We start from the raw sequence: 25,241 nt of genomic DNA, 5'->3' as shown, positions 1-25,241 counted from the left end.
ATGGGAAGAGATCTTAAATTTACAAGAAATATTGGTATTGCTGCTCACATTGATGCAGGTAAAACTACCACTACAGAAAGGATTTTATTCTATACAGGTGTAAACCACAAGATTGGAGAAGTTCACGATGGTGCTTCTACAATGGACTGGATGGAGCAGGAAGCAGAAAGAGGTATTACTATTACTTCTGCTGCAACTACTTGTTCTTGGAATTTCCCAACAGACCAGGGAAAACCACTTCCAGAAACTAAACCTTACCACTTCAACATCATCGATACACCGGGACACGTTGACTTCACTGTAGAAGTAAACAGATCTTTGAGAGTATTGGATGGATTGGTATTCTTATTCTCTGCAGTAGATGGAGTAGAGCCTCAGTCTGAAACAAACTGGAGACTTGCTGACAACTACAAAGTTGCTAGAATGGGATTCGTAAACAAAATGGACAGACAAGGTGCTGACTTCCTTAACGTGGTAAACCAGGTTAAAGAAATGTTAGGATCAAACGCAGTTCCAATCGTTTTACCAATCGGTGCTGAAGAGGATTTCAAAGGTGTAGTTGACTTAATTAAAAACAGAGCGATCATCTGGGATGAAGCTGGACAAGGTGCTACTTTCGAGGTAGTTCCAATTCCGGAAGATATGAAGGATGAAGTTCTTGAATACAGAGAGAAATTAGTAGAAGCTGTTTCTGAATATGACGAAACTTTGATGGAGAAATTCTTCGAAGATCCGGATTCAATTACAGAAGAAGAAATCAATGCTGCATTGAGAGCTGCTACTATCGACTTATCTATTATCCCAATGACTTGTGGTTCTTCATTCAAGAACAAAGGAGTACAGTTTATGTTGGATGCAGTATGTAAATATTTGCCTTCTCCATTGGATAAAGATGATATCAAAGGTACTGACCCAAGAACTGATGCTGAAATTACAAGAAAGCCATCTGTAGATGAGCCTTTCGCAGCATTAGCATTTAAAATTGCTACCGATCCTTTCGTAGGAAGATTAGCATTCTTCAGAGCTTACTCTGGAAGACTAGATGCAGGTTCTTATATCTTGAACACTCGTTCAGGAGATAAAGAAAGAATCTCTAGAATCTATCAGATGCACGCTAACAAGCAAAACCCGGTAGAATATATTGAAGCTGGTGATATTGGTGCTGCTGTAGGATTCAAGTCTATCAAAACTGGTGATACAATGTGTGACGAGAAAAACCCAATCGTTCTTGAATCGATGGTTTTCCCTGATCCGGTAATTGGTATCGCTGTTGAGCCTAAAACTAAGGCTGACCAGGATAAAATGGGTAACGCTCTAGCTAAATTGGCTGAAGAAGATCCTACGTTTACAGTGAGAACTGACGAGGCTTCTGGACAAACGATCATCTCTGGTATGGGTGAGCTTCACTTAGATATCATTGTAGACCGTATGAAAAGAGAGTTCAAGGTTGAAGTAAACCAAGGACAACCTCAGGTAGAGTACAAAGAAAACTTAACAAAAGTTGCCAGCCACAGAGAAGTTTACAAAAAGCAGTCTGGTGGTAAAGGTAAATTTGCTGATATCGTATTTGAACTAGGACCTGCAGACGAAGGTAAAGTTGGTTTAGAATTCATCAATGAGATCAAAGGTGGTAACGTTCCTAGAGAATTTGTTCCTGCAATTGAAAAAGGATTTAAAGCTGCAATGAAGAACGGTCCATTGGCTGGTTTCGAAGTTGAAGGTATTAAAGTTACTCTTAAAGATGGATCTTTCCACGCGGTGGATTCTGATGCACTTTCTTTCGAAATGGCTGCTAAATTAGGATTCAAAGAAGCGGGACGTGCTGCTAAGCCGGTAATTATGGAGCCTATTATGAAATTGGAGGTTGTAACTCCAGAAGAATATATGGGTAACATCATTGGTGACCTTAACAAGAGAAGAGGTACGATCAGTGGTCAGGAAGAAAAGAACGGTGCTGTTGTAATTAAAGGTTCAGTTCCACTTTCTGAAATGTTTGGATATGTTACAACTCTAAGAACACTTTCATCAGGAAGAGCTACTTCTTCTATGGAATTAGAGAAATACCAGGCTACTCCTCAAAACGTTGCTGACGAGATCATCGCTAAAGCAAAAGGTTAATTTTTAAAGTACAAGAAATGTCACAAAGAATCAGAATAAAACTTAAATCTTACGATTATAACTTGGTAGACAAGTCTGCTGAGAAAATCGTAAAAACGGTAAAGGCTACCGGTGCTGTTGTAAACGGTCCAATTCCATTGCCAACGAACAAGAGAATCTTCACAGTGTTGAGATCTCCGCACGTAAACAAGAAAGCAAGAGAGCAGTTCCAATTATCAGCTCACAAGAGACTAATGGATATCTACTCTTCTTCTTCTAAAACTGTTGATGCTCTAATGAAATTAGAACTTCCTTCAGGAGTTGACGTAGAAATTAAAGTGTGATAATCGAGCCTTTTGGCTTATCATATTGATATAAATCCCTTTTCGAAAGAAGAGGGATTTTTTGTTAGTAATAAATTATGATACCTTAAAATAAACTTAAAATTATATTTAGAATTTTTATCAAAACAGTATAATTTTATAGATACATTAAATTAATTTGTTAAAATTATAATGTTATTTTAAAATTAACAATATATTGATAATAAAATATTACATTTGTCGACTTAATTTTAAAAATATGAAGAAAGTTTTATCATTTGCGTTGATTTCAGTTTCCCTAGCTGGAGTTGCGCAAACTGGAAAGTTGTGGAAAAAAACAACTGTTTCAAACAAATCTGCTGTTGAAGAAGGTAAGCAGTTTCTTAAAAATCCAAGTTTGTATGCTTTGGATTATACAGCATTGAAAAATACGTTACAAGGTGCACCCAAGAGTACGGAGTATGTAAAATCAAAAATTATTGTGAGCTTCCCAGACTCTAATGGCGAATTCGAAGATTTCAGAATCTATGAAAAGTCGAATTTCGAACCAGCTTTGCAGGCAAAATATACGGATATTCGTTCGTATGTTGGAGAAAGTGTATTTGGAAATTCTAAAATTTATTTCAGTGTTTCTCCTCTTGGATTGTCTACTATGGAAATGCATAGTGATAAAACTATGGATATCATAGAACCTTATGCAACAGATTTATCCTCATATGTTGTTTTCAAAAGAACAGATGATAAAGGTATAGCCAAAGAATTTGAATGTAAACTTCCAAATACGGTAAAAGGCAATTCTCAAAATGCAGATAGCAAAAGTGCGGATGATGGATTATTGAGAACTTATAGACTAGCACTTTCTTGTACAGGAGAATATGGCGCTTGGGCTGGATCTGTTGCGAACGCATTAGCTAGAATGAATACAACAATGACCCGTGTAAACGGTGTTTTTGAAAATGAGTTTGCAATTCATATGAATCTAATTGCCGAGGAAGAAAATATTATCTTTACTAATTCTAGTACAGACCCATATTCACCAGCCTCTACTGGAGCTTCTGGTGCTTGGAATGATGAATTAAAAGCTGTTTTGATGGGCACAACCTACGGGATCGGCGATGCAAAATATGATATAGGACATTTATTTGGACGTTCTGGCGGTGGTGGATCAGCAGGATGTATCGGATGTGTATGTAATAGTACTAATACATATAATTCTACATACGGATGGTATGATCACAAAGGGCAAGGATTTACTTCTCCAGGTTCTGGTGCTCCATCTGGAGATAATTTTGATATTGATTATGTTGCACACGAAATTGGACATCAATTTGGTGGATGGCACACCTTTACTCACGGTGCGGAAGGTAATCCTTCCCAGATGGAGCCAGGTTCTGGTTCTACGATAATGGGCTATGCGGGTATTACAAGTAAGGATGTTCAGCCACATTCTGACGCTTATTTCCACTCTGCATCTATTAGAGATATTACAAATTATATGAAAAGTACAGCCGGCAATTGCGGTGTAAATACGGCTACAGGCAATGCGGCTCCTGTTGCAAATGCAGGTGCAGATTATACTATTCCTAAGAGTACACCTTTTGCATTGACTGGTTCTGCTACAGATGCCAATGGCGATGCGCTTACTTATGACTGGGAACAATTTGATCTTCAAAACTCCACTACTGCTAACCCAACGGCAACCAAGACATCTGGTGTTAATTTCAGATCTTACTTACCAACAACTTCACCAACAAGATATTTCCCAAATATGACTACCGTTTTAGCAGGAAGTTTATTTACAGTTGGAACAGAATTGAACGTAGAATATCTTCCAAATGTAGCAAGAACTCTTAATTTCAGATTAACTGTAAGAGATAATAAAACTGGTGGAGGAGCAAATGCTTATGATGATATGAAAGTAACTGTTAATGCAGCTTCTGGTCCGTTTAAAGTGACAGTTCCGAACACAGCAGTAACTTATGCTGGTGCCAGCACACAAACAGTAACTTGGGATGTGGCATCTACTACTGCAGCTCCTGTAAATTGTGCTAATGTTGATATCCTTATTTCTACAGATGGCGGTACAACTTGGTCTGCTTTAGCAACATCTGTTCCTAATGATGGGTCAGAATCTGTAATCCTTCCGAATATAGATACTACTACTGCAAGAATTATGGTAAAAGCTAACGGTAATATTTTCTTTGATGTTTCTGATGCAAACTTTACGATTACTAAAACTGAATTAGCTGTTAATGATGTAAACAAAAAATCAGTACAAGTTTACCCTAACCCGGTAAAAGATGTTTTGAATGTTTCTAACGTTTCCTCAACTTCATCTTACGAGATTTTCAATGCTGCTGGACAAGTGGTTTCCAGAGGAACTTTGGCTACAGGAAAAGTATCAGTAAACCAATTGACGAAAGGTGTTTACTTCATCAATATCGATGATAACGGAACAGTTGTTAAAACGAAATTCGTTAAGCAATAATATAACACAATCTTATTTAAACCAAAAGCCGCCTCAAAATCTGAGGCGGCTTTTTCATTAATCAAAATCAATCTTACTTTTTGGTATAATACCCAAAATACAGACAACTGCTTTGGAGATTTTTATAAGTAGCGGTCTGACTATAGTCGGCTTTCAACTGAGCAAACGCTGTTCTGTATTTATCATTCTTGGTTTTGTTGAACAGCAATTCTTTTTGCTTGTATTTTTCATCATAGTTCGGATCGTTGTATTCTATCTTCAGTGGATTGTTGGCTGCCCACTGGTAATATTTGCCTTGCTCAGCGCTTGCCATCTGGAATAGGATTCTGGCTTGGTTCTCTTTATCCTTTGACAAGTTCAGTGCTTTTTTGTAGTAATTGATAGCGATGTCAAAGTTGTCCGCTTCTACATAACTTCTGCGGGAGAAGTTTTTGTAATAAAGGTAAAATGGTGATTGCAGCTCGTTCCCAAACTCAAACTTAGGACCATTATAATTATCAACATCCATTACAAACAACTCACGAAAATAACCAAGAACCGAAGTATTGTAAAGCAGATTCCCCAACAACTGATTCGCTAGTCTGGCTTTGTCGTCATTCCCTTTTCCTATATTTTCAAGTTGGATTACAGCATCTGCCAACTCTACTTTGTTCATTTTGTTTTTAATGAATGGGAAGTTGGAAAGACCTTCTGCTTTCATAGATTCTTCTGGCTTACTCTGGAAACTCTCCCAAACATTATACCCGAAAACGAGACTCGAAATATTATTAAAACCATTATAAACACCATTCTCAAAAGTCATAGGTTTCTGGACATAGCTTGTGCCATCTTTGTTCCATTCATATACCAGTCTTGGGATACCTTTGAAATTTTTGGCTTTCTGGTAATACTCCTGTGCTTTTTGGAAATCCGCCAATCGCATCGCTCGGTCGCCATAGATCACATTGAAGAAAGACTCCGGATCGGCTACATCTTCCATTTTCTTCACGAGGTAATTTTCCAAAGCGGTTTTGTTAGACTTCTTATAGAAAGCTTCTACCTTTCTCACCAAATCTGAGTTCGGGTTGTACTGCAGATCGGAAAGGCTGTTGTTCATCAGAAAAGATTTGGCATCCTGCTTTTCTATAAAGTAGCGGTTGGCCAAGATGTCGAGCACAAAATCTTTGGTAGCCGGCATAGTTTCCCAGTTTTTGGTTTGAACTTTTTCCTCAAAAATGGTGGCGTACTTTTTCATGATCAGATTTTCAAATGCCGGTGTGATGGTTGGCTGAGAAACAATTTCATTCAGCATTTTGAATTTATCTATTTCTGCCAGATATTGCTTGTCTGTGGTTTTGATTTGAGACAGGATGGTTTGACTTCCTTTGTAATCGGTATTCAGGAATTTAATATAAGCTTCGCAGATTTGCCAGAACTCATCATTGCCTTGTTTGTTTTTGGCTGATACGATGGTTGCTTCCAAATCCTTAGCAAAGTCTTTGCTTTCCTCCGAATAATTGTCTGGCGCGTAGACGGGCAATCTTTTGTTTCGGAAGTGCTCGCATTGGTCATCATTGCAGTAAGGATTCACCACCAAATAATTCCTCTCCAGCTGATTAATAGCGCGCACAGTTAAAACCTTCAAAATATCTGATTCTGTGTTGTTCGCAATCATTTTATTCATAATCGGAACTGGGTTGTTGAAAGAGTTGTAAGCCAGGAGAAAGTAAGCCATATTCTTGTCTTCCGGCGTTTTGGCCTGTGCTAAGATTTTGTTGAAGTCTTTATCTGTCGCCAAAAACATAGAGTTGTAAGCACTTTCTTTCTTATTCTTCGTATTCTTAAACACTTGGAAAAAATCCCAGTTAGCTTTGTCCAATTGGTTCAGCCCGCGTTCTGCACCTGCTTTTTGGTCGAGTGCATAATAGTACATATGGTTTTTCAGCTTCAATGGTTCCACGTAAGTTTGGAAAGCGTCCACAGCAGATTTGTATTTTCTGGAGTAATGATTAAAGCGAACGATTTGGTACGCATATCTCAATTTGATTTCCGGATTGGTAGCAGCTTTGTAAAGTGAAATTAAGGCTGCGTTGGTTTTAGCATAATTCAGTTGAGTCGCATTTTTGTCTTTAGGATCGCTTGTCCGGTAAGAATAGGAATCAGGATTCTCAACATAATTGATACGCATGTAAGGTTCCATATACTTCGCTTGAATCAGATAATCCATCGCTTCCTGATATTTGGTATAAAAACCTTTTCCCAGTTTTTGGAAGAGCTGATGCGTGAGTTGTCCTTTCTTTAGGTTATTCAGATGTTTGATATCGACCTTTGTGATAAGGGCTTTGGTTTCGTCATAAGTCAATTTGTTGTCAAAATATATAACCCAGGATTCTATATTCTCATCCGGAACATTTTTGTCAAGCTTTTCATCATAATTATAACCGTAAAAATGACTGCTGTACGTAAGAAGAAAAGGCTCATAGGTTTTGTTATGAATAATGTCCTGCGCAAACAGATTGAAATAATCATAATCTGGGTCATACCAGCCACAAGCATTGTAATTTTGGTTGAATCCTAAAAATATGGTAGCGGTGATTAATATTTTTTTCATTGGAAAAGGGTGTTATAGTTTTTGGTGAATCGCTCGTCTAAATGATAGTAAATAATATGGAATGGATAGTTTAGCTTTTCATCTATAAAATTAAGACTTTCTATAATGTCTTTTTCGGCAATCTCCTCGATTTTAATTTTGAAACCTTTATTAAGATAAAGTCCAAAATAGAAATCGTCTTTCAAAACTTCGAAGTTATTTTTATTGATTGTTTTGAAGTTTTTATTTTGCATCAATTCCTCTGCCGTTAATGCATTAATCAGCTTTTTCTTTCCAAGATGATTGGTCACGATTCCCCAAGAGTAAATAGGCAAGGCGATATCCAGTTTTAAAGGGTAATCCTCCAGATTTCGCAGATAGGACTTCAAAGTTCTTACATCCAGAATTGAGTTTTCAATTTGATTTTCCAATGGCGAAGACGTGGCGTAGCACATTAGATACATTTTATCAACCGGCGGAATTCCGGTTTGCAATTTATCTTTCACCTGATGAAGCCGAAGCGTGCAAGTGATATTTTTCTTCGAAATTTGTTTCAGTGTTTGCAGAAATTTAAAATAATCATTTTTTGTAGAAGCTGTCCAGTCGCTGTCGATTTGGATTTCGTTTTCAAGATTAAGCTTATGATTTGAATGGATTTTATTAATACGTTCATTAATCTTATCAGCCAAAAACCGGATATCATTTGGTTTGATATTGAACCAAGTCTCATTTGTGATGAAAATAACGGGAACGATTTTTTTGTCAGTCGAAATTTCTTTGTTGATATTAATAATCCCAACTTCTAAAAATTGGTCATTCTGTTTAACAATATCAAAGAATCTTGTGTAGAGATTCTCCACTTTACATTTATTGAGTGTTTGCTGTTCCTTTTTGTTGAGATTAAAAGTCGATCGCCAATAGTAGAAACCATAATCGTGATTGTTGTTGGTTTTACTGCAATTGGTCAGAAGCAAAATACAAATCAGACACTGCAAAATACTTTTCATAGACACTTATAATTAAGAAGTCTAATATTAATAATTAAAATGAAAGATTAAAAGTAAAAGCCGGAAAATAAATTCCATCTCATAATCCACCCGAATGTCTAACTTTGAAAATAAAAAAAATGAACAATAAAAATCTCTTCGAAAAATTTTCCAATTGGGCTACTAATTTCACTGGCAGTTCATACGCCTTTATAGGAGCTGTTTTGATTGTGTTATTGTGGGCAGTAAGTGGTCCAGTTTTCAATTATTCAGAAACTTGGCAGCTGGTAATCAATACCGGAACTACGATTATTACATTCCTGATGGTTTTCTTAATCCAAAAAGCTCAGAACAAAGATGGAAAAGCGATCCAATTAAAACTGAATGAACTCATCGCAGCGAGTAAACAGGCCAGCAACAGAATGGTAGATATAGAAGATCTGACGGAAAAAGAGTTGGATCAGCTACACGCTTATTTTGTGAAAATTGCAGAGCTGTCCAAGCAAAGAGAGAATATTCATAAATGTTATTCTATAGATGCTGCGGAGAAAAAACACCATAGCAAATACAACGATGCAAATCCGGAATTATAAATCTGACATTTTAACCTTAGTCAAAAAGAGAATTTTTTACCAAAATCTCGTAACTCACAAAAAATCAAATAATTTCTGAATATTTATTTGTCAATATAAAAAATATTCATAAATTTGCACACTCATTTTAGGGAAGGAGTATGCCTATTTCAGACATAGAATATTACGAAACCCGCTAAAATGCTAAGTTTAAATATAATAGATATATATAAATAATGTCAGGTATTATTGGTAAAAAAATCGGTATGACATCTTTGTTTAGCGAAGAAGGAAAAAACATTCCTTGTACAGTTATTCAAGCAGGTCCATGCTCGGTTTTACAGGTCAGAACCGAAGAGGTTGACGGGTATGTTGCCGTACAACTAGGTTTCGATGACAAGAGTGAGAAGAACGTTGGTAAAGCGTTAGCTGGTCATTTCAAAAAGGCTGGTTCAGCTCCTAAAGCTAAGTTAGTAGAATTCAGAAATGCATTCGAACACGATGTTAAAACAGGAGATTTAGTAGAAGTTAACATGTTTGCAGAAGGTGAATATGTGGATGTAACAGGGACTTCTAAAGGTAAAGGTTTCCAAGGTGTTGTTAAAAGACACGGTTTTGGAGGTGTAATGCAAGCAACTCACGGGCAGCACAACAGACTTAGAGCTCCAGGTTCTATCGGTGCTGGATCGGATCCTTCGAGAGTATTCAAAGGGATGAGAATGGCTGGTAGAATGGGAGGTAAGCAGGTAACTGTTCAAAACCTTCAAGTGTTAAAAGTAGATGAAGAGCAAAATCTTTTAGTAGTAAAAGGTGCTGTTCCGGGAGCTAAAAATTCTTATGTAATTATCAAGAAATGGAACTAGTAGTATTAAATACATCAGGAAAAGAAACCGGAAGAAAAGTAACTCTTGACGAAACAGTTTTCGGAATTGAGCCAAATCAGCACGCGGTTTACTTAGAGGTTAAGCAATATCTTGCTGCACAGCGTCAAGGTACTCATAAATCAAAAGAAAGAAGCGAAATTACTGCTTCTACAAGAAAGCTTAAAAAGCAAAAAGGTTCAGGATCTGCGAGATATGGTGATATCAAGTCCCCAACTTTCAAAGGTGGAGGTAGAGTTTTTGGTCCAAAGCCAAGAGACTACAGATTCAAATTGAACAAAGCGCTTAAGAGATTGGCTAAAAAATCTGTTTTGTCTCAAAAATTGAGAGATAACAGTATCAAAGTTTTAGAGAACTTGAGTTTTGATGCTCCTAAGACCAAAGAATTCATCACTTTGTTGGATGCTTTGACTCTTACAGGTAAGAAATCATTATTCGTACTTCCTGAGGCTAACAAGAATGTATATTTATCTTCAAGAAACTTGCCTAAAACAAGAGTGTTGAATTATAACGAGATTTCTTCTTATGATTTGATCAACGCAGGTGAGATTATCTTCTTAGAAGGTGCAGTAGAAAAATTTCAGGACAACTTAAAGAAATAAATCAATGTCACTTATTATTAAACCAATTATTTCAGAAAAAGCAAACTATCTTACAGATCTAAGAGGTGCTTATTCTTTCTTGGTTGCTCCAAAAGCAAACAAGATCCAGATTAAAGGTGCTGTAGAAGCAGCTTACGGTGTAAAAGTAGCGGACGTTAGAACGATGATTTATGCGCCTAAAGTTTCTGCTAAACATACAAAAAAAGGACTTCAAGTTGGAAAGACCAATAAATTGAAAAAAGCTGTGGTAACACTAGCTGCTGGAGAAGTTATTGATATTTTCGCAACAAATTAATTAATTATAAATAATAGTAATGTCTGTTAGAAAATTAAAACCTATCACCCCGGGACAGAGATTCAGAGTTGTTAATAACTTTGAGGAAATTACTACCAACAAACCAGAGAAATCTCTAACAGTTGGTATTAAAAAGTCAGGTGGACGTAACCAAACTGGTAAAATGACCATGCGTTACACCGGCGGTGGACACAAAAAGAAATACAGAATTATCGACTTCAAAAGAAACAAATTCGATGTTGAAGCTACGGTAAAAACTGTAGAGTACGATCCAAATAGAACTGCTTTCATCGCTTTGGTGGAGTATGCAGACGGAGAGAAAAGATATATCATCGCTCCAAACGGGATCAAAGTTGATCAGAAGATTGTTTCTGGAGAGAATGTAGAGCCAAATGTAGGTAACGCAATGAAATTGAAAAATATTCCATTGGGTACTGTAATCTCTTGTATCGAATTGAAGCCTGGTCAAGGTGCGATCTTAGCAAGAAGTGCTGGTTCTTCAGCTCAATTAACTTCTAGAGATGGAAAATATGCAATCGTTAAGTTACCTTCTGGTGAATCTAGAATGATTCTTACAGAATGTATCGCAATGGTTGGCTCTGTTTCTAACTCAGATCATCAGTTAACTGTATCAGGTAAGGCTGGTAGAAGCAGATGGTTAGGTAGAAGACCAAGAACAAGACCAGTAGTAATGAACCCGGTTGATCACCCAATGGGAGGTGGTGAAGGACGTTCTTCTGGAGGTCACCCAAGATCTAGAAACGGTATGCCGGCTAAAGGTTACAAAACTAGAAAGAAAAACAAAGTGTCTAACCGTTACATCGTATCTAAAAGAAAATAATTATGGCAAGATCACTTAAAAAAGGACCATTCATTCATCATACTTTAGATAAGAAGGTTCAGGCAAATGTAGAGTCTGGTAAGAAGACTGTAATCAAAACTTGGTCTAGAGCATCTATGATTTCTCCAGACTTTGTAGGTCAAACTATCGCTGTACACAATGGGAAATCTTTTATTCCTGTTTATGTTACAGAAAACATGGTTGGACACAAATTAGGCGAATTTTCTCCGACAAGATCTTTCAGAGGTCACGGTGGTAACAAAAATAAAGGCGGTAGATAATCATGGGATCAAGAAAAAGAGAAAGTGCATTAGCACGTAAAATAGCAAACCAAGATGTAGCAAAAGCGTTACACAACGATTGCCCATCTTCTCCAAGAAAAATGAGATTAGTTGCTGATATCATTAGAGGAGTAGAGGTAGAAAAAGCTTTATCTATTCTTAAATATTCTAAGAAAGACGCTTCTAATAAATTAGAAAAAGTATTGCTTTCTGCTATCGCAAACTGGCAGTCAAAAAACGAAGGTGCTGATATCGAAGAGGCTAACCTAATCGTTAAAGAAATATTTGTAGACAGTGCAAGACAATTGAAGAGACTAAGACCAGCGCCACAAGGTAGAGGTTACAGAATCAGAAAAAGATCAAACCACATTACATTAATCTTAGGTACTAAAAATTAATTCAAGGTATGGGACAGAAGACAAATCCAATTGGTAACAGATTAGGTATCATCAGAGGATGGGATTCTAACTGGTTTGGCGGAAACGATTATGGAGACAGAATCGCGGAAGACTACAAAATCAGAAGATACCTTGAAGCAAGATTATCTAAGGGTGGTATCTCAAAAATTTATATTGAGAGAACACTTAAATTAGTAACAGTTACAATCACTACAGCAAGACCAGGTTTGATCATCGGTAAAGGTGGACAAGAGGTTGATAAATTGAAAGAAGAATTGAAGAAACTTACAGGTAAGGATATTCAAATCAATATTTTCGAAATCAAAAGACCTGAGTTAGATGCAGTTTTAGTTGCTGATAGCATTGCTAAACAAATTGAAAACCGTATCTCTTACAGAAGAGCTGTGAAAATGGCTATCGCTTCTACAATGAGAATGGGTGCAGAAGGAATCAAAGTTCAAATCTCTGGAAGATTGAACGGCGCTGAAATGGCACGTTCTGAAAACTTCAAAGAAGGAAGAATTCCTTTATCTACTTTCCGTGCAGATATCGATTATCACATCGGTGAAGCATTGACTCAATACGGTAAGTTAGGTGTTAAAGTTTGGATTATGAAAGGAGAGGTTTACGGTAAAAGAGACCTTACTCCACTTATAGGACAACAGAAAAAAGCACCTGCTGGCGGTAGAAACGAGAGAAACGACAGAGGAGAAAGAGGAGACAGAAAACCAAGAAGAAATAATTAATAAAATTTTAGAGGATAGTTTTTAAATGACCGTTACTTTTTTAAAATCTAAATTCTAAAATCTAAAATTTAAGAAATTATGTTACAACCAAAAAGAACCAAATTCCGTAGAGTTCATAAGATGAAAATGAAGGGGATTGCTCAAAGAGGTAATCAACTTGCATACGGAACATTCGGAATCAAAGCGACTGAGGGAGCTTGGGTTACTGCAAGACAAATTGAAGCAGCTCGTATTGCTGCTACAAGATATATGAAAAGAGAAGGTCAACTATGGATCAAAATTTTCCCAGACAAACCTATTACCAAAAAGCCAGCGGAAGTACGTATGGGTAAAGGTAAAGGAGCTGTAGAATATTGGGTAGCTGTAGTAAAACCTGGTAAAATAATGTTCGAACTTGGTGGTGTACCTTATGAAGTTGCAAAAGAAGCTCTTAGGCTTGCTGCTCAGAAGTTACCAATCGTTACTAAGTTCGTAGTTGCAAACGATTTCGTTAAACCTCAATAATCTCTATTAAAATGAAAAAAGCTGACATCAAGAATTTAAGCGTAGAGGATATCAACGTACAATTGGCTGAAGCTAAAGCTAACTATTCAAAATTGAAATTAGCTCACAGAATTAGCCCAGTTGAAAATCCAATTCAGATCAGAGATTTGAGAAAAACGATTGCAAGACTTAACACAGAGTTAACTAACAAACAATAATTCCTTTTTACAATGGACAGAAATTTAAGAAAAGAACGTATTGGAATAGTTTCCAGCAATAAAATGGAAAAAACTATTGTTGTTAGCGAAACTACCAGAGTAAAACATCCAATGTACGGTAAATTCGTTTTGAAAACGAAAAAATATACTGCACACGATGAGAACAATGAGTGCACAGAAGGAGATACAGTTTTAATCACTGAAACTAGACCTTTGAGCAAGAGCAAAAGATGGAGATTAGTAAGAATCATAGAAAAAGCTAAATAATGTTACAAACCGAATCAAGACTAAAAGTTGCTGATAACACAGGTGCAAAAGAAGTACTAGTGATCAGAGTTCTAGGTGGTACTAGAAGAAGATATGCTTCAGTTGGTGATAAAATCGTTGTAACTATCAAAGATTCTACACCATCAGGTAATGCAAAAAAAGGACAAGTTTCTAAAGCAGTTGTAGTAAGAACTAAAAAAGCAGTTAGAAGAAAAGATGGATCTTACATCAAATTCGAAGACAATGCTTGCGTACTTCTAAACGCTGCTGGTGAAATGAGAGGAACTCGTGTTTTCGGACCAGTTGCTCGTGAGTTGAGAGATAAAGAATATATGAAAGTAATTTCATTAGCTCCTGAAGTACTTTAATTTTAAAATTTTAAGAAAATGACAAAAGTTAAAATAAAAAGAGGAGATAATGTACTAGTTACTACTGGAAAAAATAAAGGTAGTAAAGGTGAAGTTCTTGAAGTAATCAAAAAAGAAGGTAAAGATCCAAGAGTTGTAGTTGCTGGTGTAAACATCGTGAAAAAACACGTTAAGCCATCTGCTTCTAACCCTCAAGGTGGGATTGTAGAAAAAGAAGCTTCTTTACATATCTCAAACGTAGCACTAGTTGACAAAAACGGTAAAGCTACTAAAGCAGGTTACAAAGTAGACGGAGATAAAAAAGTAAGAGTAGCTAAAACTACCGGTGAAACTTTATAATTAAATTACGATGGAATATATAGTAAGACCAAAACAACAATATAAAGAGAAAATTGTTCCTGCAATGATGGAAGAATTTGGGTACAAATCTGTTATGCAGGTTCCTAGATTGGAGAAAATCGTTGTAAGCCAAGGACTTGGTGCAGCTGTTCAAGATAAAAAAATCGTGGATTATGCTGTAGAAGAATTGACTGCTATCACTGGACAAAAAGCAGTAGGTACTCTATCTAAAAAAGATGAGGCTGCTTTCAAACTAAGAAAAGGTATGCCAATCGGAGCTAGAGTTACTCTAAGAGCTGATAAAATGTATGAATTCTTAGATAGATTAACTTCTTCTGCACTTCCAAGAATTAGAGATTTTTCTGGAATCAAAGCTGAAGGATTTGACGGAAGAGGTAACTACAACTTAGGTATTACTGAGCAGATTATCTTCCCAGAGATCGTGATTGACAAAGTGAAAAAAATCCAAGGGATGGACATCACTTTCGTAACAACTGCGAAAACTGATAAAGAAGCAAAATCATTATTAACTCACTTCGGTTTACCTTTCAAAAAGAACTAAGAGATGGCTAAAGAATCAATGAAAGCGCGTGAGCGCAAAAGAGAAGCTACTGTAGCTAAATATGCTGAAAAAAGAAGAGCTTTGAAAGAAGCTGGAGATTATGAAGCATTACAGAAATTGCCTAAAAATGCTTCTCCTGTAAGATTACACAACAGATGTAAACTAACAGGAAGACCAAGAGGATACATGAGAACATTCGGTATTTCCAGAGTAACTTTCCGTGAAATGGCTAACAATGGTCTTATCCCAGGAGTTAAAAAAGCTAGTTGGTAAGCAATTAAAAAAATCGAGGCAATTAAGTTGTTGAGATACTAAAGATAGAGATGTCAGATTCTGATATCTCTATCTTCAAGTCTTTTCAATACTGGTTGTCATTAACCAATAATTTAAAACAAAGAAATGGTAACAGATCCAATTTCAGATTTCCTAACAAGAGTAAGGAACGCACAAAGCGCAGGCCACAAAGTGGTGGAAATTCCTGCATCGAAAATCAAAAAAGAGATCACTAAGATTCTTTTTGACCAAGGTTATATCTTGAACTACAAGTTCGAGGATAATGCAGTTCAAGGAGCTATCAAGATCGCTTTGAAGTATGATAAGCAAACAAACAAGCCTGCTATCAAGTCAATTCAAAGAGCTTCTAGACCAGGTCTTCGTCAGTACAAAGGTTCTGAGGAACTTCCAAGAGTACTTAACGGACTAGGTGTAGCTATTATCTCTACTTCTAAAGGAGTAATGACTGATAAAAAAGCGAGACAAGAGAAAGTGGGAGGTGAAGTAATTTGCTACGTATATTAATTTTTTAAAACAAGGAAAATGTCAAGAATTGGTAAAGCAATTATAGAAGTTCCTGCTGGAGTTACAGTTACCGAGAAAGAAGGTGTTGTAACGGTTAAAGGTCCTAAAGGAGAATTATCTCAGGAGCTTACAGGAGGAATCAGCTTCTCACAAGAAGACGGTGTACTTACGTTCACTCGTCCTTCTGACTCAAAAGAACATAAAGCGCTTCACGGTTTATACAGAGCGCTTATCAACAATATGGTTGTTGGTACTTCTACAGGTTTCACTAAGCAATTAGAACTAGTAGGAGTTGGATACAGAGCATCTCACAATGGCCAAAGATTAGAATTGGCTCTTGGATTTTCTCACGGTATCGTATTGGAACTTCCAAAAGAAGTGACTTTGGATACATTGACAGAAAAAGGGAAAAACCCGATCATTACATTATCTTCTTACGATAATCAACTTCTTGGAATGGTGGCTGCTAAGATCAGATCTTTCAGAAAACCTGAACCTTACAAAGGAAAAGGTGTGAAATTCGTGGGCGAAATCATTAGAAGAAAAGCCGGTAAATCTGCATAAAATTTAAGAAAATGGCATTAACAAAAGTTGAAAAACGAATCAGAATCAAAAGAAGAGTAAGAGGGAAGATCTCCGGATCTGCAGAATTACCAAGATTATCTGTATTCAAAAGTAATAAAGAAATCTACGCTCAATTGGTAGATGACAAAGACGGTAAAACATTAGTATCAGCTTCTTCTAGAGAGAAAGGTGTAGACGCTAAAGGAACGAAAGTAGAAGTATCTGTAGCAGTTGGTAAAGCTATCGCAGCTAAAGCTAAAGCAGCAGGTATCGAAAGTGTTGTATTTGATAGAAATGGTTTTGTGTATCATGGTAGAGTGAAAGCTCTTGCTGACGGTGCTAGAGAAGCAGGTCTTAAATTCTAATTTTAAAAATCTAGAAAACATGGTAGATAGTAATATAGAAAGAGTTAAACCTGGAGGATTAGAATTAAAAGATCGTCTGGTTGCTGTTAACAGAGTAACTAAAGTAACGAAAGGAGGTAGAGCATTTGGATTTTCTGCAATTGTTGTTGTAGGAAACGAAGATGGTGTTATCGGTTACGGACTTGGTAAATCTAAGGAAGTTGCTTCTGCTATCGCGAAAGCTGTAGAAGATGCTAAGAAAAACTTAGTGAAGGTTCCTGTAATCAATCACACAATTCCTCACCAAACTTCTGCTAGATACGGAGGTGCTGATATCTTTTTGAGACCAGCTTCTCACGGTACAGGACTTATCGCAGGTGGTGCGGTAAGAGCGGTGCTAGAGTCTGCAGGTGTACACGATGTATTGTCAAAATCTAAAGGTTCTTCTAACCCACACAATGTTGTGAAAGCTACTTTCAACGCATTGTTGGATATCAGAAGACCAGAAGAAATTGCAAGAATGAGAGGTGTTTCTCTAAGTAAAGTGTTTAACGGTTAATCAATATAGCAATGGCAACAATCAAAGTAAAATTAGTTAGAAGTGCTATTAATCGTTCTAAAACTCAAAAAAGAACACTTGAAGCACTAGGATTTAAGAGACTTCAACAAGTTGTAGAACACGAAGCTACGCCTTCTATTTTAGGAATGATCGCTTCTGTAAGTCACTTATTAGAAGTTCAGAAATAAGAACAATAGACATAGAGAAAAGAGACTTGTTTTTAGCAGTCTCTTGTCTCTTATCTTTTAATCTATAATCTCACAATACAACAATGAATTTAAATAATTTAAAACCATCAGCTGGTTCTACATTCAGCACAAAAAGAATTGGTAGAGGCCAAGGAAGCGGATACGGTGGTACTTCAACAAAAGGACATAAAGGTCAGAAAGCTAGAGCTGGTTATTCTCAGAAAATCGGTTTCGAAGGTGGACAGATGCCTTTGCAAAGAAGACTACCTAAATTTGGTTTCAAAAATATTAATAGAAAAGAGTTTAGAGCAATCAATCTTGATACTATCCAAACTTTGATCGATACTAAAAACATCACTGGTGATATCACTAGAGACGTATTGGTAGAAAACGGTCTTGCATCTAAAAACGAATTAGTAAAAATCTTAGGAAGAGGTGATTTGAAATCTGGTGTTTCTATCTCTGCTGATAAGTTTACTAAGTCTGCTGAAGAGGCAATCAACAAAGCAGGAGGTAAAGCAATTACTCTTTAATTAATAACTAATGAAAGAATTTATACAAACACTTAAAAACATTTGGAGTCTAAAAGAGCTGAGGGATAAAATTATCCTGACACTTTCTTTGGTCCTTGTGTATAGATTCGCATCTTATGTTTCTCTTCCTGCAATTAACACGGCAGAAGTAGGAAACTTATTACAACATTACCAAAATCAAGGCGGGAACCAACAAGGGGCCGGCCTTTTGGGTTTATTGTCATCTTTCACAGGTGGAGCTTTTAGCCGTGCCTCTATTATGGCATTGGGAATCATGCCATACATTTCGGCATCTATTATTGTACAGTTGATGGGAATGGCTATTCCTTATCTTCAGAAGTTACAGAAAGATGGCGAAAGTGGAAGAAATACTTTGAACCAAATTACCAGATGGTTAACTATCGGAGTTTGTCTTGTACAGGCGCCATCATATTTGACATCTGTTACGCAATTCTTTTTACCTTATTCACAGTTCTCATCAGCATATTATGTTGATCCGGCATCTCTGATGTTCTGGTTACCAAGTATTATTATTTTGGTAGCAGGTTCTGTATTTGCAATGTGGTTAGGAGAGAAGATTACAGACAAAGGTATTGGTAATGGTATCTCTATTTTGATTATGGTGGGTATCCTTGCGGATCTTCCAACGGCTTTTTACCAAGAAGTTCTAACACAGAATGGTAAAGGTGGATTAGGAAGCATCATGATTTTAGTAGAAATTGTATTCTGGTTATTGGTAATTTTATTAGCTATCATATTATCTGTAGCAGTAAGAAAAATCCCAATCCAGTATGTAAGTAGAGCTCAGGCCAGAGGTGGGGTAAGCAGAAACTTGATGGAAGGCGCTAGACAATGGATCCCATTGAAGGTGAATGCCGCAGGTGTAATGCCAATCATCTTTGCACAAGCATTAATGTTTGTTCCTGGATTACTTACGAAAGTTGATGAATCAAATACGTTTTTGGCTGGTTTCAAGAATGTTTTTAGCTGGCAATACAACGTATTGTTTGCGTTATTGATTATAATTTTCTCATTTTTCTATACAGCAATTACCATTCCTGTGAATCAGATGGCTGATGATTTGAAGCGTAATGGTGGGCTTATTCCTAAGGTTAGACCTGGAAAAGAAACGGCAGATTACTTGGATGATATTTTATCCAAAATAACTTTGCCTGGTGCAATATTTTTGTCTATCTTTGCAGTCCTTCCGGCAATAGTGCACGGAGCGTTTGTTCAGACAGATAGATTTGCTCTCTTTTTTGGGGGTACATCGTTGTTAATTATGGTTGGAGTTATCTTGGATACTGTTCAACAAATTAACACATATCTGCTGAACCATCATTATGATGGGTTGATGCAATCTAAATTATCAAGATCATCAAACCTTTAATAGAATAAATGGCTAAACAGAAACATATAGAACAAGACGGCGTGATTACGGAAGCACTTTCCAACGCGCAGTTCCGTGTAGAGCTAGAGAATGGGCATGTTTTAATTGCCCATATTTCTGGTAAAATGAGAATGCATTATATAAAACTCTTACCTGGAGACAAGGTAAGACTCGAACTCTCTCCTTATGACTTGACTAAAGGGAGAATAACTTTTAGATATTAAAATTAACAAAATGAAGGTTAGAGCATCTATCAAAAAAAGAAGTGCTGATTGCAAAATTGTACGCAGAAAAGGCGTACTATTCGTAATCAACAAAAAGAACCCTAAATTTAAACAAAGACAAGGTTAAGAACCAATTAAATTATGGCGAGAATTTCAGGTATTGATTTACCAAAGAACAAAAGAGGCGTTATCGGTCTTACTTACATCTACGGTGTTGGAAGAAGTACTGCTTCAGAAATTTTGAAAAACGCTGGAATCAGCGAAGACAAGAAAGTCAACGAATGGAATGACGATGAATTGGCTGCAATCAGAGGTTATATCTCAGACAACGTAAAAGTTGAAGGAGAATTACGTTCTGAAGTGCAATTGAACATCAAGCGATTGATGGACATAGGATGCCAACGAGGAATACGTCACAGACTAGGACTACCTTTAAGAGGCCAGAGAACGAAAAACAACTCTAGAACCCGTAAAGGAAAGAGAAAAACAGTTGCTAACAAGAAAAAAGCAAGTAAATAATCGTTAGGAATTATGGCAAAACAAACTAAAGTAGTTAAAAAAAGAAAAGTAAAAGTTGAGGCTATTGGTGAAGCGCATATTCAGGCTTCTTTCAATAACATCATCATTTCTTTAACAAATAAAGCAGGAGAAGTTATCTCTTGGGCTTCTGCCGGTAAAATGGGATTCAGAGGTTCTAAAAAGAATACTCCATTCGCAGCTCAAATGGCTGCAGAAAACTGTTCTCAAGTAGCTTTCGAAGCTGGTCTTAGAAGAGTTAAGGTGTTTGTAAAAGGTCCAGGTGCTGGTAGAGAGTCTGCAATCAGAACTTTACACAATTCTGGAATCGAAGTAAGTGAAATCGTTGACGTGACGCCTATGCCTCACAACGGTTGTAGACCACCTAAAAGAAGAAGAGTTTAATTTTTAGAATTTACCCATTATGGCAAGATATATTGGACCTAAAACAAAAATTGCTAGAAAATTTGGTCAGGCAATTTACGGAGACGATAAAAACTTCGAGAGAAGAAAAAATCAACCACCAGGACAACACGGTCCTAACAAAAGAAGAGGTGCGAAAAAATCAGAATACGCTACTCAGCTAGCTGAAAAGCAAAAAGCTAAGTATACTTATGGTATTCTAGAAAAGCAATTCGCTAACCTTTTTGATAAAGCTCATAGAAGCAAAGGTGTAACAGGTGAAGTTCTTTTACAACTTTGTGAATCAAGATTGGATAACGTTGTTTACAGACTAGGTTTTGCTAAAACAAGAGCTGCTGCTAGACAATTGGTTTCTCACAGACACATCACTGTGAACGGAGAACTAGTTAACATCCCTTCTTATTTGCTAAAAGCTGGTGACGAGATTGCAGTAAGAGAGAAATCAAAATCTCTTGAAGTAATTTCTAACGCTTTAGCATACAAAGCAAATTATGAGTGGTTACAATTCAATGACGAGAAAAAAACTGGTACTTTCACAAGTGCACCTGAGAGAATTCAGATTCCTGAAGATATCAAAGAACAGTTGATCGTCGAATTATACTCTAAATAATAATTTTTTCAAATTTTTGCTCAACCAGACTATGGCAATTTTAACATTTATAAAACCCGATAAAGTAATCCTGTTAAACTCAACTGATTTTAAAGGACAATTCGAATTCAGACCTTTGGAACCAGGTTTCGGGCTTACTATCGGTAATGCATTGAGAAGAGTTTTACTTTCTTCTCTGGAAGGATATGCTATTTCATCTATCAAAATAGAAGGCGTAGAGCACGAGTTTTCAACTATACCAGGAGTGATTGAAGATGTTACGGAAATCATTCTTAATCTTAAACAACTTCGTCTAAAAGCTAAGACAGAAAACCCAGGAACTGAGCAGGTAACTGCAAAAATCTCTGGAAAAAATGTGGTTACAGCTGGAGATCTAGGAGAATCAATTGTAAATTTTGAAGTTCTTAACCCAGATTTGTTAATTGCTACCTTGGCTGAGGATGTTACGTTTGAGATTACTTTCAACATAGAAAAAGGAAGAGGATATGTTCCGAGCGATCAGAACAAATCAAACAATGCTCCTGTTGGGACTATTGCGATCGACTCTATCTTTACACCTATCAAAAAAGTACAGTACAGTATCGAAAATTATCGTGTAGAGCAAAAAACAGACTACGAAAAATTGGTATTGGATATCGAAACTGATGGATCTATCACACCTCAGAATGCTTTAACAGAAGCTTCTAAGATTTTGATTTATCACTTCATGTTGTTCTCAGATGAGAGAATCACTCTAGAGACAGAGGCTGTGAAAGCTTCTATCCAATATGACGAAGAAACACTTCACACTAGACAACTTCTTAAGTCAAAACTAGCAGATATGGATCTTTCTGTAAGAGCCCTTAACTGTTTGAAAGCAGCTGAAGTAGAAACTCTTGGAGAGCTTGTTTCTTTCAGTAAGTCTGATTTGATGAAATTCAGAAATTTTGGTAAAAAATCTTTAACAGAACTTGAAGAATTGGTTCACTCAAAAGGACTAAATTTCGGGTTTGATGTTGCAAAATATAAGTTAGACGCTGATAAATAATCCTTAAAATGAGACACGGTAAAAAAATAAATCACTTAGGTAGAACAGCTCCGCATAGAAAAGCAATGCTTTCTAACATGGCTTGTTCACTAATTGAACATAAAAGAATCAACACTACTGTTGCTAAAGCGAAAGCTTTAAGAGTTTACGTGGAACCAATCCTTACTAAAGCTAAAGAAGATACAACACACAATAGAAGAACTGTTTTCTCTTACCTACAAAGTAAAGAAGCTGTTACTGAATTGTTCAGAACTGTAGCTCCAAAAATCGCTGAAAGAAATGGTGGTTACACAAGAATCATCAAAACTGGCTTCAGAGCTGGTGATTCTGCTGATATGGCATTAATTGAATTGGTAGATTTCAACGATATCTACAATCCAAATGCAGAAGAGAAGAAAACAACTAGAAGAAGTAGAAGATCTACTGCTGCACCTAAGGCTGCTGCAACTGTTGAAGCTACAGAAGCTAAAGTTGAAGAAACTCCTGCTGCTGAAACTGCTACAGAAGAAAAAACTGAAGAATAAGAACTTTAAGTTTTTAAATATAAAACCACCTCACTTCGAGGTGGTTTTTTTGTGCATACTGGTTTCAAAAGTTTATTTTTGTAATTATATACAACCTTAAAATATTATTAATGAAAGTAAACTGCAGAGATTTTCTCAAGATCTTATCTGTCGTCATCTTACTGTTTGGATTCTCTCCAACAGTAGATGCACAAAATCTCAAAAATAACATCGTCAAATCTCCGGACGGATCTATTACATTAGAATTCGGGACCAATCAAGGTAAAGTATTTTACAAAGTTTCCAAGGATGGGAAATCTATTCTGAATGATTCTTATCTCGGCTTTGAATTGAAAGGAAGTTCTCTTAAAGATAAATTGTCAGTCAAGAACATCTCTCACTCTAAGTTTGATGAAACCTGGCAGCAACCTTGGGGCGAAGAAATTGATGTGAGAAATCATTACAATGAAATGAAAGTCTCTGTCAAAGAAAACTCAAAATCAGCAAGAGAGTTTGTTATTAATTTCAGAGTGTTTGATGATGGATTTGGTTTCAGATACGAGTTTCCAAAGCAAAAAAATCTGAATGACTTTGTCATTATGGATGAGTTGACAGAATTCAATTTTGCTGATGACCACAAAACCTGGTCGATTCCTTATAATACAGAATTCTATGAAGGTTTATTTAAATCGAATCCAATTTCAAAGTTAGACACTGTAGCTACACCTTTGACAATGGAGACTAAAAGTGGACTATTCCTGACTGTTCATCAGGCCAACCTAACCGATTATGCCTCAATGAATCTTGCTGGAGATAAAACTTCAACCAAATTGAAAGCTTATCTTACACCTTGGGCAACCGGAGAAAAAGTGTTTGCAAAAGCACCTTCAGTTACACCTTGGAGAACGATGATTATTGCTAAATCTGCCGGAGATCTGATGCTTTCAAGATTAATGTTAAACCTTAACGACCCCAATAAATTAGGCGATGTTTCCTGGATTAAACCCGGAAGATACATCGGAATCTGGTGGGCCATCCATATGGAAAAATACACTTGGAAAGCGGGACCAAACCACGGTGCGAAAACTGAAAACGTCTTGAGATATATCGATTTTGCAGCTAAACACAATTTTTCCGGAGTTTTAGTAGAAGGCTGGAACAAAGGTTGGGAAGATTGGAAAGACTTCAAATTCTCTGAACCTTATCCGGATTTTGATATCAAGAAAATAACAGATTATGCTAAGTCCAAAAATGTGACGTTAATTGGTCACCACGAAACGGCTGGCAACACTCTGAATTACGAAAGCCAAATGAGTGATGCATTTGCTTACTATAAAAAATATGGTGTTGATGTCGTGAAAACAGGTTACGTTGGCGGAAAGCTAGACGGTAAACAACCACACAGCAGCCAGTATGGTGTTCGCCATTACAGAAAAGTCATTGAGGAAGCAGCTAAGCACAAAATTATGATTGATAATCACGAACCTGTGATGCCAACTGGTTTGCAAAGAACGTTACCTAATCTAATGACGCAGGAAGGTGTCCGCGGACAAGAATGGGATGCTTGGTCAAAAGATGGAGGTAACCCACCGGAACATACGACGATTATTCCTTTCACAAGAGGTTTGGCTGGTCCGATTGATTTCACGCCAGGGACTTTCAATTTCACAAATCCTGTGTTGCCGAATACAAAAGTTCATACAACTTTAGCGAAGCAATTGGCTTTATCTGTTGTCATTTATAGTCCGTTGCAGATGGCGTCTGATATGATTGAAAACTATGGAAACAATCCGGCTTTTGAATTCATCACAAGTTGTCCTACGGATTGGAGCAAAACTGTAGTTCCTGATGCAAAAATTGGTGATTTTGTAACCGTTGCAAGAAAAGATAAAGCGTCTGAAAATTGGTTTTTGGGAAGCATTACCAACAAAGATGCAAGAACTGTAAAACTGGATTTGAAGTTTTTAGATACTGGCAAGAAATATAAAGCGAAGATTTTTAGAGATGGAAAGGGAGCGGATTATGAAACCAATCCTTATCCAGTTATCATCGAAGAAAAAGAAGTGGATAGCAAAACGATTTTGTCTGTTGATTTAGCCAGAAGTGGAGGCGTTGCTATTATTTTCACGAAGCTTTAATCTAATTCTGAAAAACTACCGGAGGTTTCAACAAAAACAAACTTACGTTTTTGGGGTACTCTTCAAATGGTCTATTCATCTGGCTTGCCGAAGGACGTTTTTTCGATT

The 25,241-nt window shown here is 36.7% G+C and carries 35 protein-coding genes; 33 read left to right on the top strand and 2 right to left on the bottom strand.

What is annotated here, in order from left to right; genetic code table 11:
- The 3 genes from fusA to KI430_RS10700 all read left to right on the top strand — a co-directional run bounded on the left by fusA (position 1) and on the right by KI430_RS10700 (position 4,908).
- Positions 1–2,118 carry an elongation factor G gene (gene fusA, locus KI430_RS10710; RefSeq protein WP_072953604.1) on the top strand — a complete coding sequence of 706 codons (2,118 nt, stop codon included), beginning with the start codon at positions 1–3 and terminating at the stop codon, positions 2,116–2,118.
- 17 nt (positions 2,119–2,135) lie between these two features.
- A complete protein-coding gene (rpsJ, locus tag KI430_RS10705; protein WP_002661363.1) occupies positions 2,136–2,441 on the top strand; it encodes a 30S ribosomal protein S10 in 306 nt (101 codons plus the stop codon).
- A 238-nt stretch (positions 2,442–2,679) separates the two neighbouring features.
- A complete protein-coding gene (locus KI430_RS10700) occupies positions 2,680–4,908 on the top strand; it encodes a zinc-dependent metalloprotease (protein ID WP_248874650.1) in 2,229 nt (742 codons plus the stop codon).
- A gap of 73 nt (positions 4,909–4,981) precedes the next feature.
- Here the strand turns inward: KI430_RS10700 and KI430_RS10695 are convergent, their stop codons facing one another.
- Together KI430_RS10695 and KI430_RS10690 are read right to left on the bottom strand one after the other, a co-directional pair.
- Positions 4,982–7,498 carry a hypothetical protein gene (locus tag KI430_RS10695; protein WP_248874648.1) on the bottom strand — a complete coding sequence of 839 codons (2,517 nt, stop codon included), beginning with the start codon at positions 7,496–7,498 and terminating at the stop codon, positions 4,982–4,984.
- Entirely contained in the window at positions 7,495–8,484 is a 990-nt protein-coding gene (locus tag KI430_RS10690; protein ID WP_248874646.1) for a hypothetical protein, read from the bottom strand. The genes KI430_RS10695 and KI430_RS10690 overlap by 4 nt, the downstream gene beginning before the upstream one ends.
- Positions 8,485–8,603: 119 nt before the next feature.
- Here KI430_RS10690 and KI430_RS10685 point away from each other — a divergent pair, with 119 nt between their 5' ends.
- The 30 genes from KI430_RS10685 to KI430_RS10540 all read left to right on the top strand — a co-directional run bounded on the left by KI430_RS10685 (position 8,604) and on the right by KI430_RS10540 (position 25,133).
- On the top strand, positions 8,604–9,056 hold the full coding sequence (locus KI430_RS10685) for a low affinity iron permease family protein (RefSeq protein WP_248874645.1): 453 nt from the start codon (positions 8,604–8,606) through the stop codon (positions 9,054–9,056).
- Positions 9,057–9,271: 215 nt separating this feature from the next.
- Positions 9,272–9,898 carry a 50S ribosomal protein L3 gene (gene rplC, locus KI430_RS10680; protein WP_248874643.1) on the top strand — a complete coding sequence of 209 codons (627 nt, stop codon included), beginning with the start codon at positions 9,272–9,274 and terminating at the stop codon, positions 9,896–9,898.
- Positions 9,889–10,518, top strand: coding sequence for a 50S ribosomal protein L4 (gene rplD, locus KI430_RS10675; protein WP_074236348.1), 630 nt, complete (start codon positions 9,889–9,891; stop codon positions 10,516–10,518). The genes rplC and rplD overlap by 10 nt, the downstream gene beginning before the upstream one ends.
- A gap of 4 nt (positions 10,519–10,522) precedes the next feature.
- The gene (gene rplW / locus KI430_RS10670) at positions 10,523–10,813 is read left to right on the top strand and encodes a 50S ribosomal protein L23 (RefSeq protein ID WP_074236349.1); all 291 of its coding nucleotides are present in this window, start codon (positions 10,523–10,525) and stop codon (positions 10,811–10,813) included.
- Positions 10,814–10,832: 19 nt separating this feature from the next.
- On the top strand, positions 10,833–11,654 hold the full coding sequence (gene rplB / locus KI430_RS10665; RefSeq protein ID WP_074236350.1) for a 50S ribosomal protein L2: 822 nt from the start codon (positions 10,833–10,835) through the stop codon (positions 11,652–11,654).
- 2 nt (positions 11,655–11,656) lie between these two features.
- Entirely contained in the window at positions 11,657–11,935 is a 279-nt protein-coding gene (rpsS, locus tag KI430_RS10660; protein ID WP_027383317.1) for a 30S ribosomal protein S19, read from the top strand.
- 2 nt (positions 11,936–11,937) lie between these two features.
- On the top strand, positions 11,938–12,333 hold the full coding sequence (gene rplV, locus KI430_RS10655) for a 50S ribosomal protein L22 (RefSeq protein WP_074236351.1): 396 nt from the start codon (positions 11,938–11,940) through the stop codon (positions 12,331–12,333).
- Between the two features lie 8 nt (positions 12,334–12,341).
- Positions 12,342–13,079 (top strand): 30S ribosomal protein S3, encoded by a 738-nt coding sequence (gene rpsC, locus KI430_RS10650; protein ID WP_248874641.1) that lies wholly within the window; start codon positions 12,342–12,344, stop codon positions 13,077–13,079.
- Positions 13,080–13,157: 78 nt separating this feature from the next.
- Positions 13,158–13,583, top strand: a complete 426-nt coding sequence (gene rplP, locus KI430_RS10645; protein WP_074236353.1) for a 50S ribosomal protein L16 — start codon at positions 13,158–13,160, stop codon at positions 13,581–13,583.
- Between the two features lie 11 nt (positions 13,584–13,594).
- Positions 13,595–13,780 (top strand): 50S ribosomal protein L29, encoded by a 186-nt coding sequence (rpmC, locus tag KI430_RS10640; protein ID WP_074236354.1) that lies wholly within the window; start codon positions 13,595–13,597, stop codon positions 13,778–13,780.
- Between the two features lie 12 nt (positions 13,781–13,792).
- On the top strand, positions 13,793–14,047 hold the full coding sequence (rpsQ, locus tag KI430_RS10635) for a 30S ribosomal protein S17 (RefSeq protein ID WP_015806738.1): 255 nt from the start codon (positions 13,793–13,795) through the stop codon (positions 14,045–14,047).
- Complete coding sequence (gene rplN / locus KI430_RS10630; RefSeq protein ID WP_027383311.1) at positions 14,047–14,415, top strand: 50S ribosomal protein L14; 369 nt, start codon at positions 14,047–14,049, stop codon at positions 14,413–14,415. Before rpsQ ends, rplN begins: the two co-directional genes overlap by 1 nt.
- An 18-nt stretch (positions 14,416–14,433) precedes the next feature.
- Positions 14,434–14,754 (top strand): 50S ribosomal protein L24, encoded by a 321-nt coding sequence (gene rplX / locus KI430_RS10625; RefSeq protein WP_074236355.1) that lies wholly within the window; start codon positions 14,434–14,436, stop codon positions 14,752–14,754.
- A 10-nt stretch (positions 14,755–14,764) separates the two neighbouring features.
- The gene (gene rplE / locus KI430_RS10620; protein WP_248874639.1) at positions 14,765–15,316 is read left to right on the top strand and encodes a 50S ribosomal protein L5; all 552 of its coding nucleotides are present in this window, start codon (positions 14,765–14,767) and stop codon (positions 15,314–15,316) included.
- Positions 15,317–15,319: 3 nt separating this feature from the next.
- Positions 15,320–15,589 carry a 30S ribosomal protein S14 gene (gene rpsN / locus KI430_RS10615; RefSeq protein ID WP_248874637.1) on the top strand — a complete coding sequence of 90 codons (270 nt, stop codon included), beginning with the start codon at positions 15,320–15,322 and terminating at the stop codon, positions 15,587–15,589.
- Between the two features lie 126 nt (positions 15,590–15,715).
- Positions 15,716–16,114, top strand: a complete 399-nt coding sequence (rpsH, locus tag KI430_RS10610) for a 30S ribosomal protein S8 (RefSeq protein ID WP_027383307.1) — start codon at positions 15,716–15,718, stop codon at positions 16,112–16,114.
- Between the two features lie 18 nt (positions 16,115–16,132).
- Positions 16,133–16,678, top strand: a complete 546-nt coding sequence (rplF, locus tag KI430_RS10605) for a 50S ribosomal protein L6 (protein ID WP_248874635.1) — start codon at positions 16,133–16,135, stop codon at positions 16,676–16,678.
- Between the two features lie 11 nt (positions 16,679–16,689).
- Positions 16,690–17,043 carry a 50S ribosomal protein L18 gene (gene rplR / locus KI430_RS10600; RefSeq protein ID WP_074236359.1) on the top strand — a complete coding sequence of 118 codons (354 nt, stop codon included), beginning with the start codon at positions 16,690–16,692 and terminating at the stop codon, positions 17,041–17,043.
- 19 nt (positions 17,044–17,062) lie between these two features.
- On the top strand, positions 17,063–17,581 hold the full coding sequence (rpsE, locus tag KI430_RS10595) for a 30S ribosomal protein S5 (RefSeq protein ID WP_074236360.1): 519 nt from the start codon (positions 17,063–17,065) through the stop codon (positions 17,579–17,581).
- An 11-nt stretch (positions 17,582–17,592) separates the two neighbouring features.
- Positions 17,593–17,769 (top strand): 50S ribosomal protein L30, encoded by a 177-nt coding sequence (gene rpmD, locus KI430_RS10590; RefSeq protein ID WP_027383303.1) that lies wholly within the window; start codon positions 17,593–17,595, stop codon positions 17,767–17,769.
- Positions 17,770–17,852: 83 nt separating this feature from the next.
- Entirely contained in the window at positions 17,853–18,302 is a 450-nt protein-coding gene (rplO, locus tag KI430_RS10585) for a 50S ribosomal protein L15 (RefSeq protein ID WP_074236361.1), read from the top strand.
- A 10-nt stretch (positions 18,303–18,312) separates the two neighbouring features.
- Positions 18,313–19,692 carry a preprotein translocase subunit SecY gene (gene secY / locus KI430_RS10580; protein ID WP_248874633.1) on the top strand — a complete coding sequence of 460 codons (1,380 nt, stop codon included), beginning with the start codon at positions 18,313–18,315 and terminating at the stop codon, positions 19,690–19,692.
- Between the two features lie 8 nt (positions 19,693–19,700).
- Complete coding sequence (infA, locus tag KI430_RS10575; protein ID WP_027383300.1) at positions 19,701–19,916, top strand: translation initiation factor IF-1; 216 nt, start codon at positions 19,701–19,703, stop codon at positions 19,914–19,916.
- 10 nt (positions 19,917–19,926) lie between these two features.
- The gene (gene rpmJ, locus KI430_RS10570) at positions 19,927–20,043 is read left to right on the top strand and encodes a 50S ribosomal protein L36 (RefSeq protein WP_007839480.1); all 117 of its coding nucleotides are present in this window, start codon (positions 19,927–19,929) and stop codon (positions 20,041–20,043) included.
- 14 nt (positions 20,044–20,057) lie between these two features.
- On the top strand, positions 20,058–20,435 hold the full coding sequence (gene rpsM, locus KI430_RS10565) for a 30S ribosomal protein S13 (protein ID WP_074236363.1): 378 nt from the start codon (positions 20,058–20,060) through the stop codon (positions 20,433–20,435).
- A gap of 12 nt (positions 20,436–20,447) precedes the next feature.
- Complete coding sequence (rpsK, locus tag KI430_RS10560) at positions 20,448–20,837, top strand: 30S ribosomal protein S11 (protein ID WP_027383298.1); 390 nt, start codon at positions 20,448–20,450, stop codon at positions 20,835–20,837.
- Positions 20,838–20,856: 19 nt separating this feature from the next.
- Positions 20,857–21,465: a 30S ribosomal protein S4 gene (rpsD, locus tag KI430_RS10555; protein ID WP_074236364.1), complete on the top strand. Its 609-nt coding sequence runs from the start codon at positions 20,857–20,859 to the stop codon at positions 21,463–21,465.
- Between the two features lie 31 nt (positions 21,466–21,496).
- Entirely contained in the window at positions 21,497–22,492 is a 996-nt protein-coding gene (locus KI430_RS10550; RefSeq protein WP_248874631.1) for a DNA-directed RNA polymerase subunit alpha, read from the top strand.
- A gap of 8 nt (positions 22,493–22,500) precedes the next feature.
- Positions 22,501–23,016, top strand: coding sequence for a 50S ribosomal protein L17 (gene rplQ, locus KI430_RS10545; protein ID WP_248874630.1), 516 nt, complete (start codon positions 22,501–22,503; stop codon positions 23,014–23,016).
- A gap of 110 nt (positions 23,017–23,126) precedes the next feature.
- Positions 23,127–25,133 (top strand): glycoside hydrolase family 97 protein, encoded by a 2,007-nt coding sequence (locus tag KI430_RS10540; RefSeq protein WP_248874628.1) that lies wholly within the window; start codon positions 23,127–23,129, stop codon positions 25,131–25,133.
- Positions 25,134–25,241 lie beyond the last annotated feature (108 nt).

This window comes from Epilithonimonas zeae (assembly GCF_023278365.1).
GTDB lineage: Bacteria > Bacteroidota > Bacteroidia > Flavobacteriales > Weeksellaceae > Epilithonimonas > Epilithonimonas zeae_A.
Note: the sequence above shows the minus strand (reverse complement) of the source record. Positions and strands in the feature narration are given on the sequence as shown.

Coding starts and splice junctions, on each gene's coding strand:
- rpsN (WP_248874637.1), top strand. CDS start 15,320: ATGGCTAAAGAATCAATGAAAGCGCGTGAGCGCAAAAGAGAAGCTACT.
- rpsE (WP_074236360.1), top strand. CDS start 17,063: ATGGTAGATAGTAATATAGAAAGAGTTAAACCTGGAGGATTAGAATTA.
- KI430_RS10700 (WP_248874650.1), top strand. CDS start 2,680: ATGAAGAAAGTTTTATCATTTGCGTTGATTTCAGTTTCCCTAGCTGGA.
- rpsJ (WP_002661363.1), top strand. CDS start 2,136: ATGTCACAAAGAATCAGAATAAAACTTAAATCTTACGATTATAACTTG.
- rplW (WP_074236349.1), top strand. CDS start 10,523: ATGTCACTTATTATTAAACCAATTATTTCAGAAAAAGCAAACTATCTT.
- rplX (WP_074236355.1), top strand. CDS start 14,434: ATGACAAAAGTTAAAATAAAAAGAGGAGATAATGTACTAGTTACTACT.
- rpsQ (WP_015806738.1), top strand. CDS start 13,793: ATGGACAGAAATTTAAGAAAAGAACGTATTGGAATAGTTTCCAGCAAT.
- rpsC (WP_248874641.1), top strand. CDS start 12,342: ATGGGACAGAAGACAAATCCAATTGGTAACAGATTAGGTATCATCAGA.
- rpsK (WP_027383298.1), top strand. CDS start 20,448: ATGGCAAAACAAACTAAAGTAGTTAAAAAAAGAAAAGTAAAAGTTGAG.
- rplV (WP_074236351.1), top strand. CDS start 11,938: ATGGGATCAAGAAAAAGAGAAAGTGCATTAGCACGTAAAATAGCAAAC.
- rpsD (WP_074236364.1), top strand. CDS start 20,857: ATGGCAAGATATATTGGACCTAAAACAAAAATTGCTAGAAAATTTGGT.
- rplQ (WP_248874630.1), top strand. CDS start 22,501: ATGAGACACGGTAAAAAAATAAATCACTTAGGTAGAACAGCTCCGCAT.
- rpsS (WP_027383317.1), top strand. CDS start 11,657: ATGGCAAGATCACTTAAAAAAGGACCATTCATTCATCATACTTTAGAT.
- KI430_RS10550 (WP_248874631.1), top strand. CDS start 21,497: ATGGCAATTTTAACATTTATAAAACCCGATAAAGTAATCCTGTTAAAC.
- secY (WP_248874633.1), top strand. CDS start 18,313: ATGAAAGAATTTATACAAACACTTAAAAACATTTGGAGTCTAAAAGAG.
- rplF (WP_248874635.1), top strand. CDS start 16,133: ATGTCAAGAATTGGTAAAGCAATTATAGAAGTTCCTGCTGGAGTTACA.
- rpmC (WP_074236354.1), top strand. CDS start 13,595: ATGAAAAAAGCTGACATCAAGAATTTAAGCGTAGAGGATATCAACGTA.
- rplP (WP_074236353.1), top strand. CDS start 13,158: ATGTTACAACCAAAAAGAACCAAATTCCGTAGAGTTCATAAGATGAAA.
- rplR (WP_074236359.1), top strand. CDS start 16,690: ATGGCATTAACAAAAGTTGAAAAACGAATCAGAATCAAAAGAAGAGTA.
- KI430_RS10695 (WP_248874648.1), bottom strand. CDS start 7,498: ATGAAAAAAATATTAATCACCGCTACCATATTTTTAGGATTCAACCAA.
- infA (WP_027383300.1), top strand. CDS start 19,701: ATGGCTAAACAGAAACATATAGAACAAGACGGCGTGATTACGGAAGCA.
- rplN (WP_027383311.1), top strand. CDS start 14,047: ATGTTACAAACCGAATCAAGACTAAAAGTTGCTGATAACACAGGTGCA.
- rplE (WP_248874639.1), top strand. CDS start 14,765: ATGGAATATATAGTAAGACCAAAACAACAATATAAAGAGAAAATTGTT.
- rpsM (WP_074236363.1), top strand. CDS start 20,058: ATGGCGAGAATTTCAGGTATTGATTTACCAAAGAACAAAAGAGGCGTT.
- rpmJ (WP_007839480.1), top strand. CDS start 19,927: ATGAAGGTTAGAGCATCTATCAAAAAAAGAAGTGCTGATTGCAAAATT.
- fusA (WP_072953604.1), top strand. CDS start 1: ATGGGAAGAGATCTTAAATTTACAAGAAATATTGGTATTGCTGCTCAC.
- rplC (WP_248874643.1), top strand. CDS start 9,272: ATGTCAGGTATTATTGGTAAAAAAATCGGTATGACATCTTTGTTTAGC.
- KI430_RS10685 (WP_248874645.1), top strand. CDS start 8,604: ATGAACAATAAAAATCTCTTCGAAAAATTTTCCAATTGGGCTACTAAT.
- rplD (WP_074236348.1), top strand. CDS start 9,889: ATGGAACTAGTAGTATTAAATACATCAGGAAAAGAAACCGGAAGAAAA.
- rpmD (WP_027383303.1), top strand. CDS start 17,593: ATGGCAACAATCAAAGTAAAATTAGTTAGAAGTGCTATTAATCGTTCT.
- KI430_RS10690 (WP_248874646.1), bottom strand. CDS start 8,484: ATGAAAAGTATTTTGCAGTGTCTGATTTGTATTTTGCTTCTGACCAAT.
- rpsH (WP_027383307.1), top strand. CDS start 15,716: ATGGTAACAGATCCAATTTCAGATTTCCTAACAAGAGTAAGGAACGCA.
- KI430_RS10540 (WP_248874628.1), top strand. CDS start 23,127: ATGAAAGTAAACTGCAGAGATTTTCTCAAGATCTTATCTGTCGTCATC.
- rplB (WP_074236350.1), top strand. CDS start 10,833: ATGTCTGTTAGAAAATTAAAACCTATCACCCCGGGACAGAGATTCAGA.
- rplO (WP_074236361.1), top strand. CDS start 17,853: ATGAATTTAAATAATTTAAAACCATCAGCTGGTTCTACATTCAGCACA.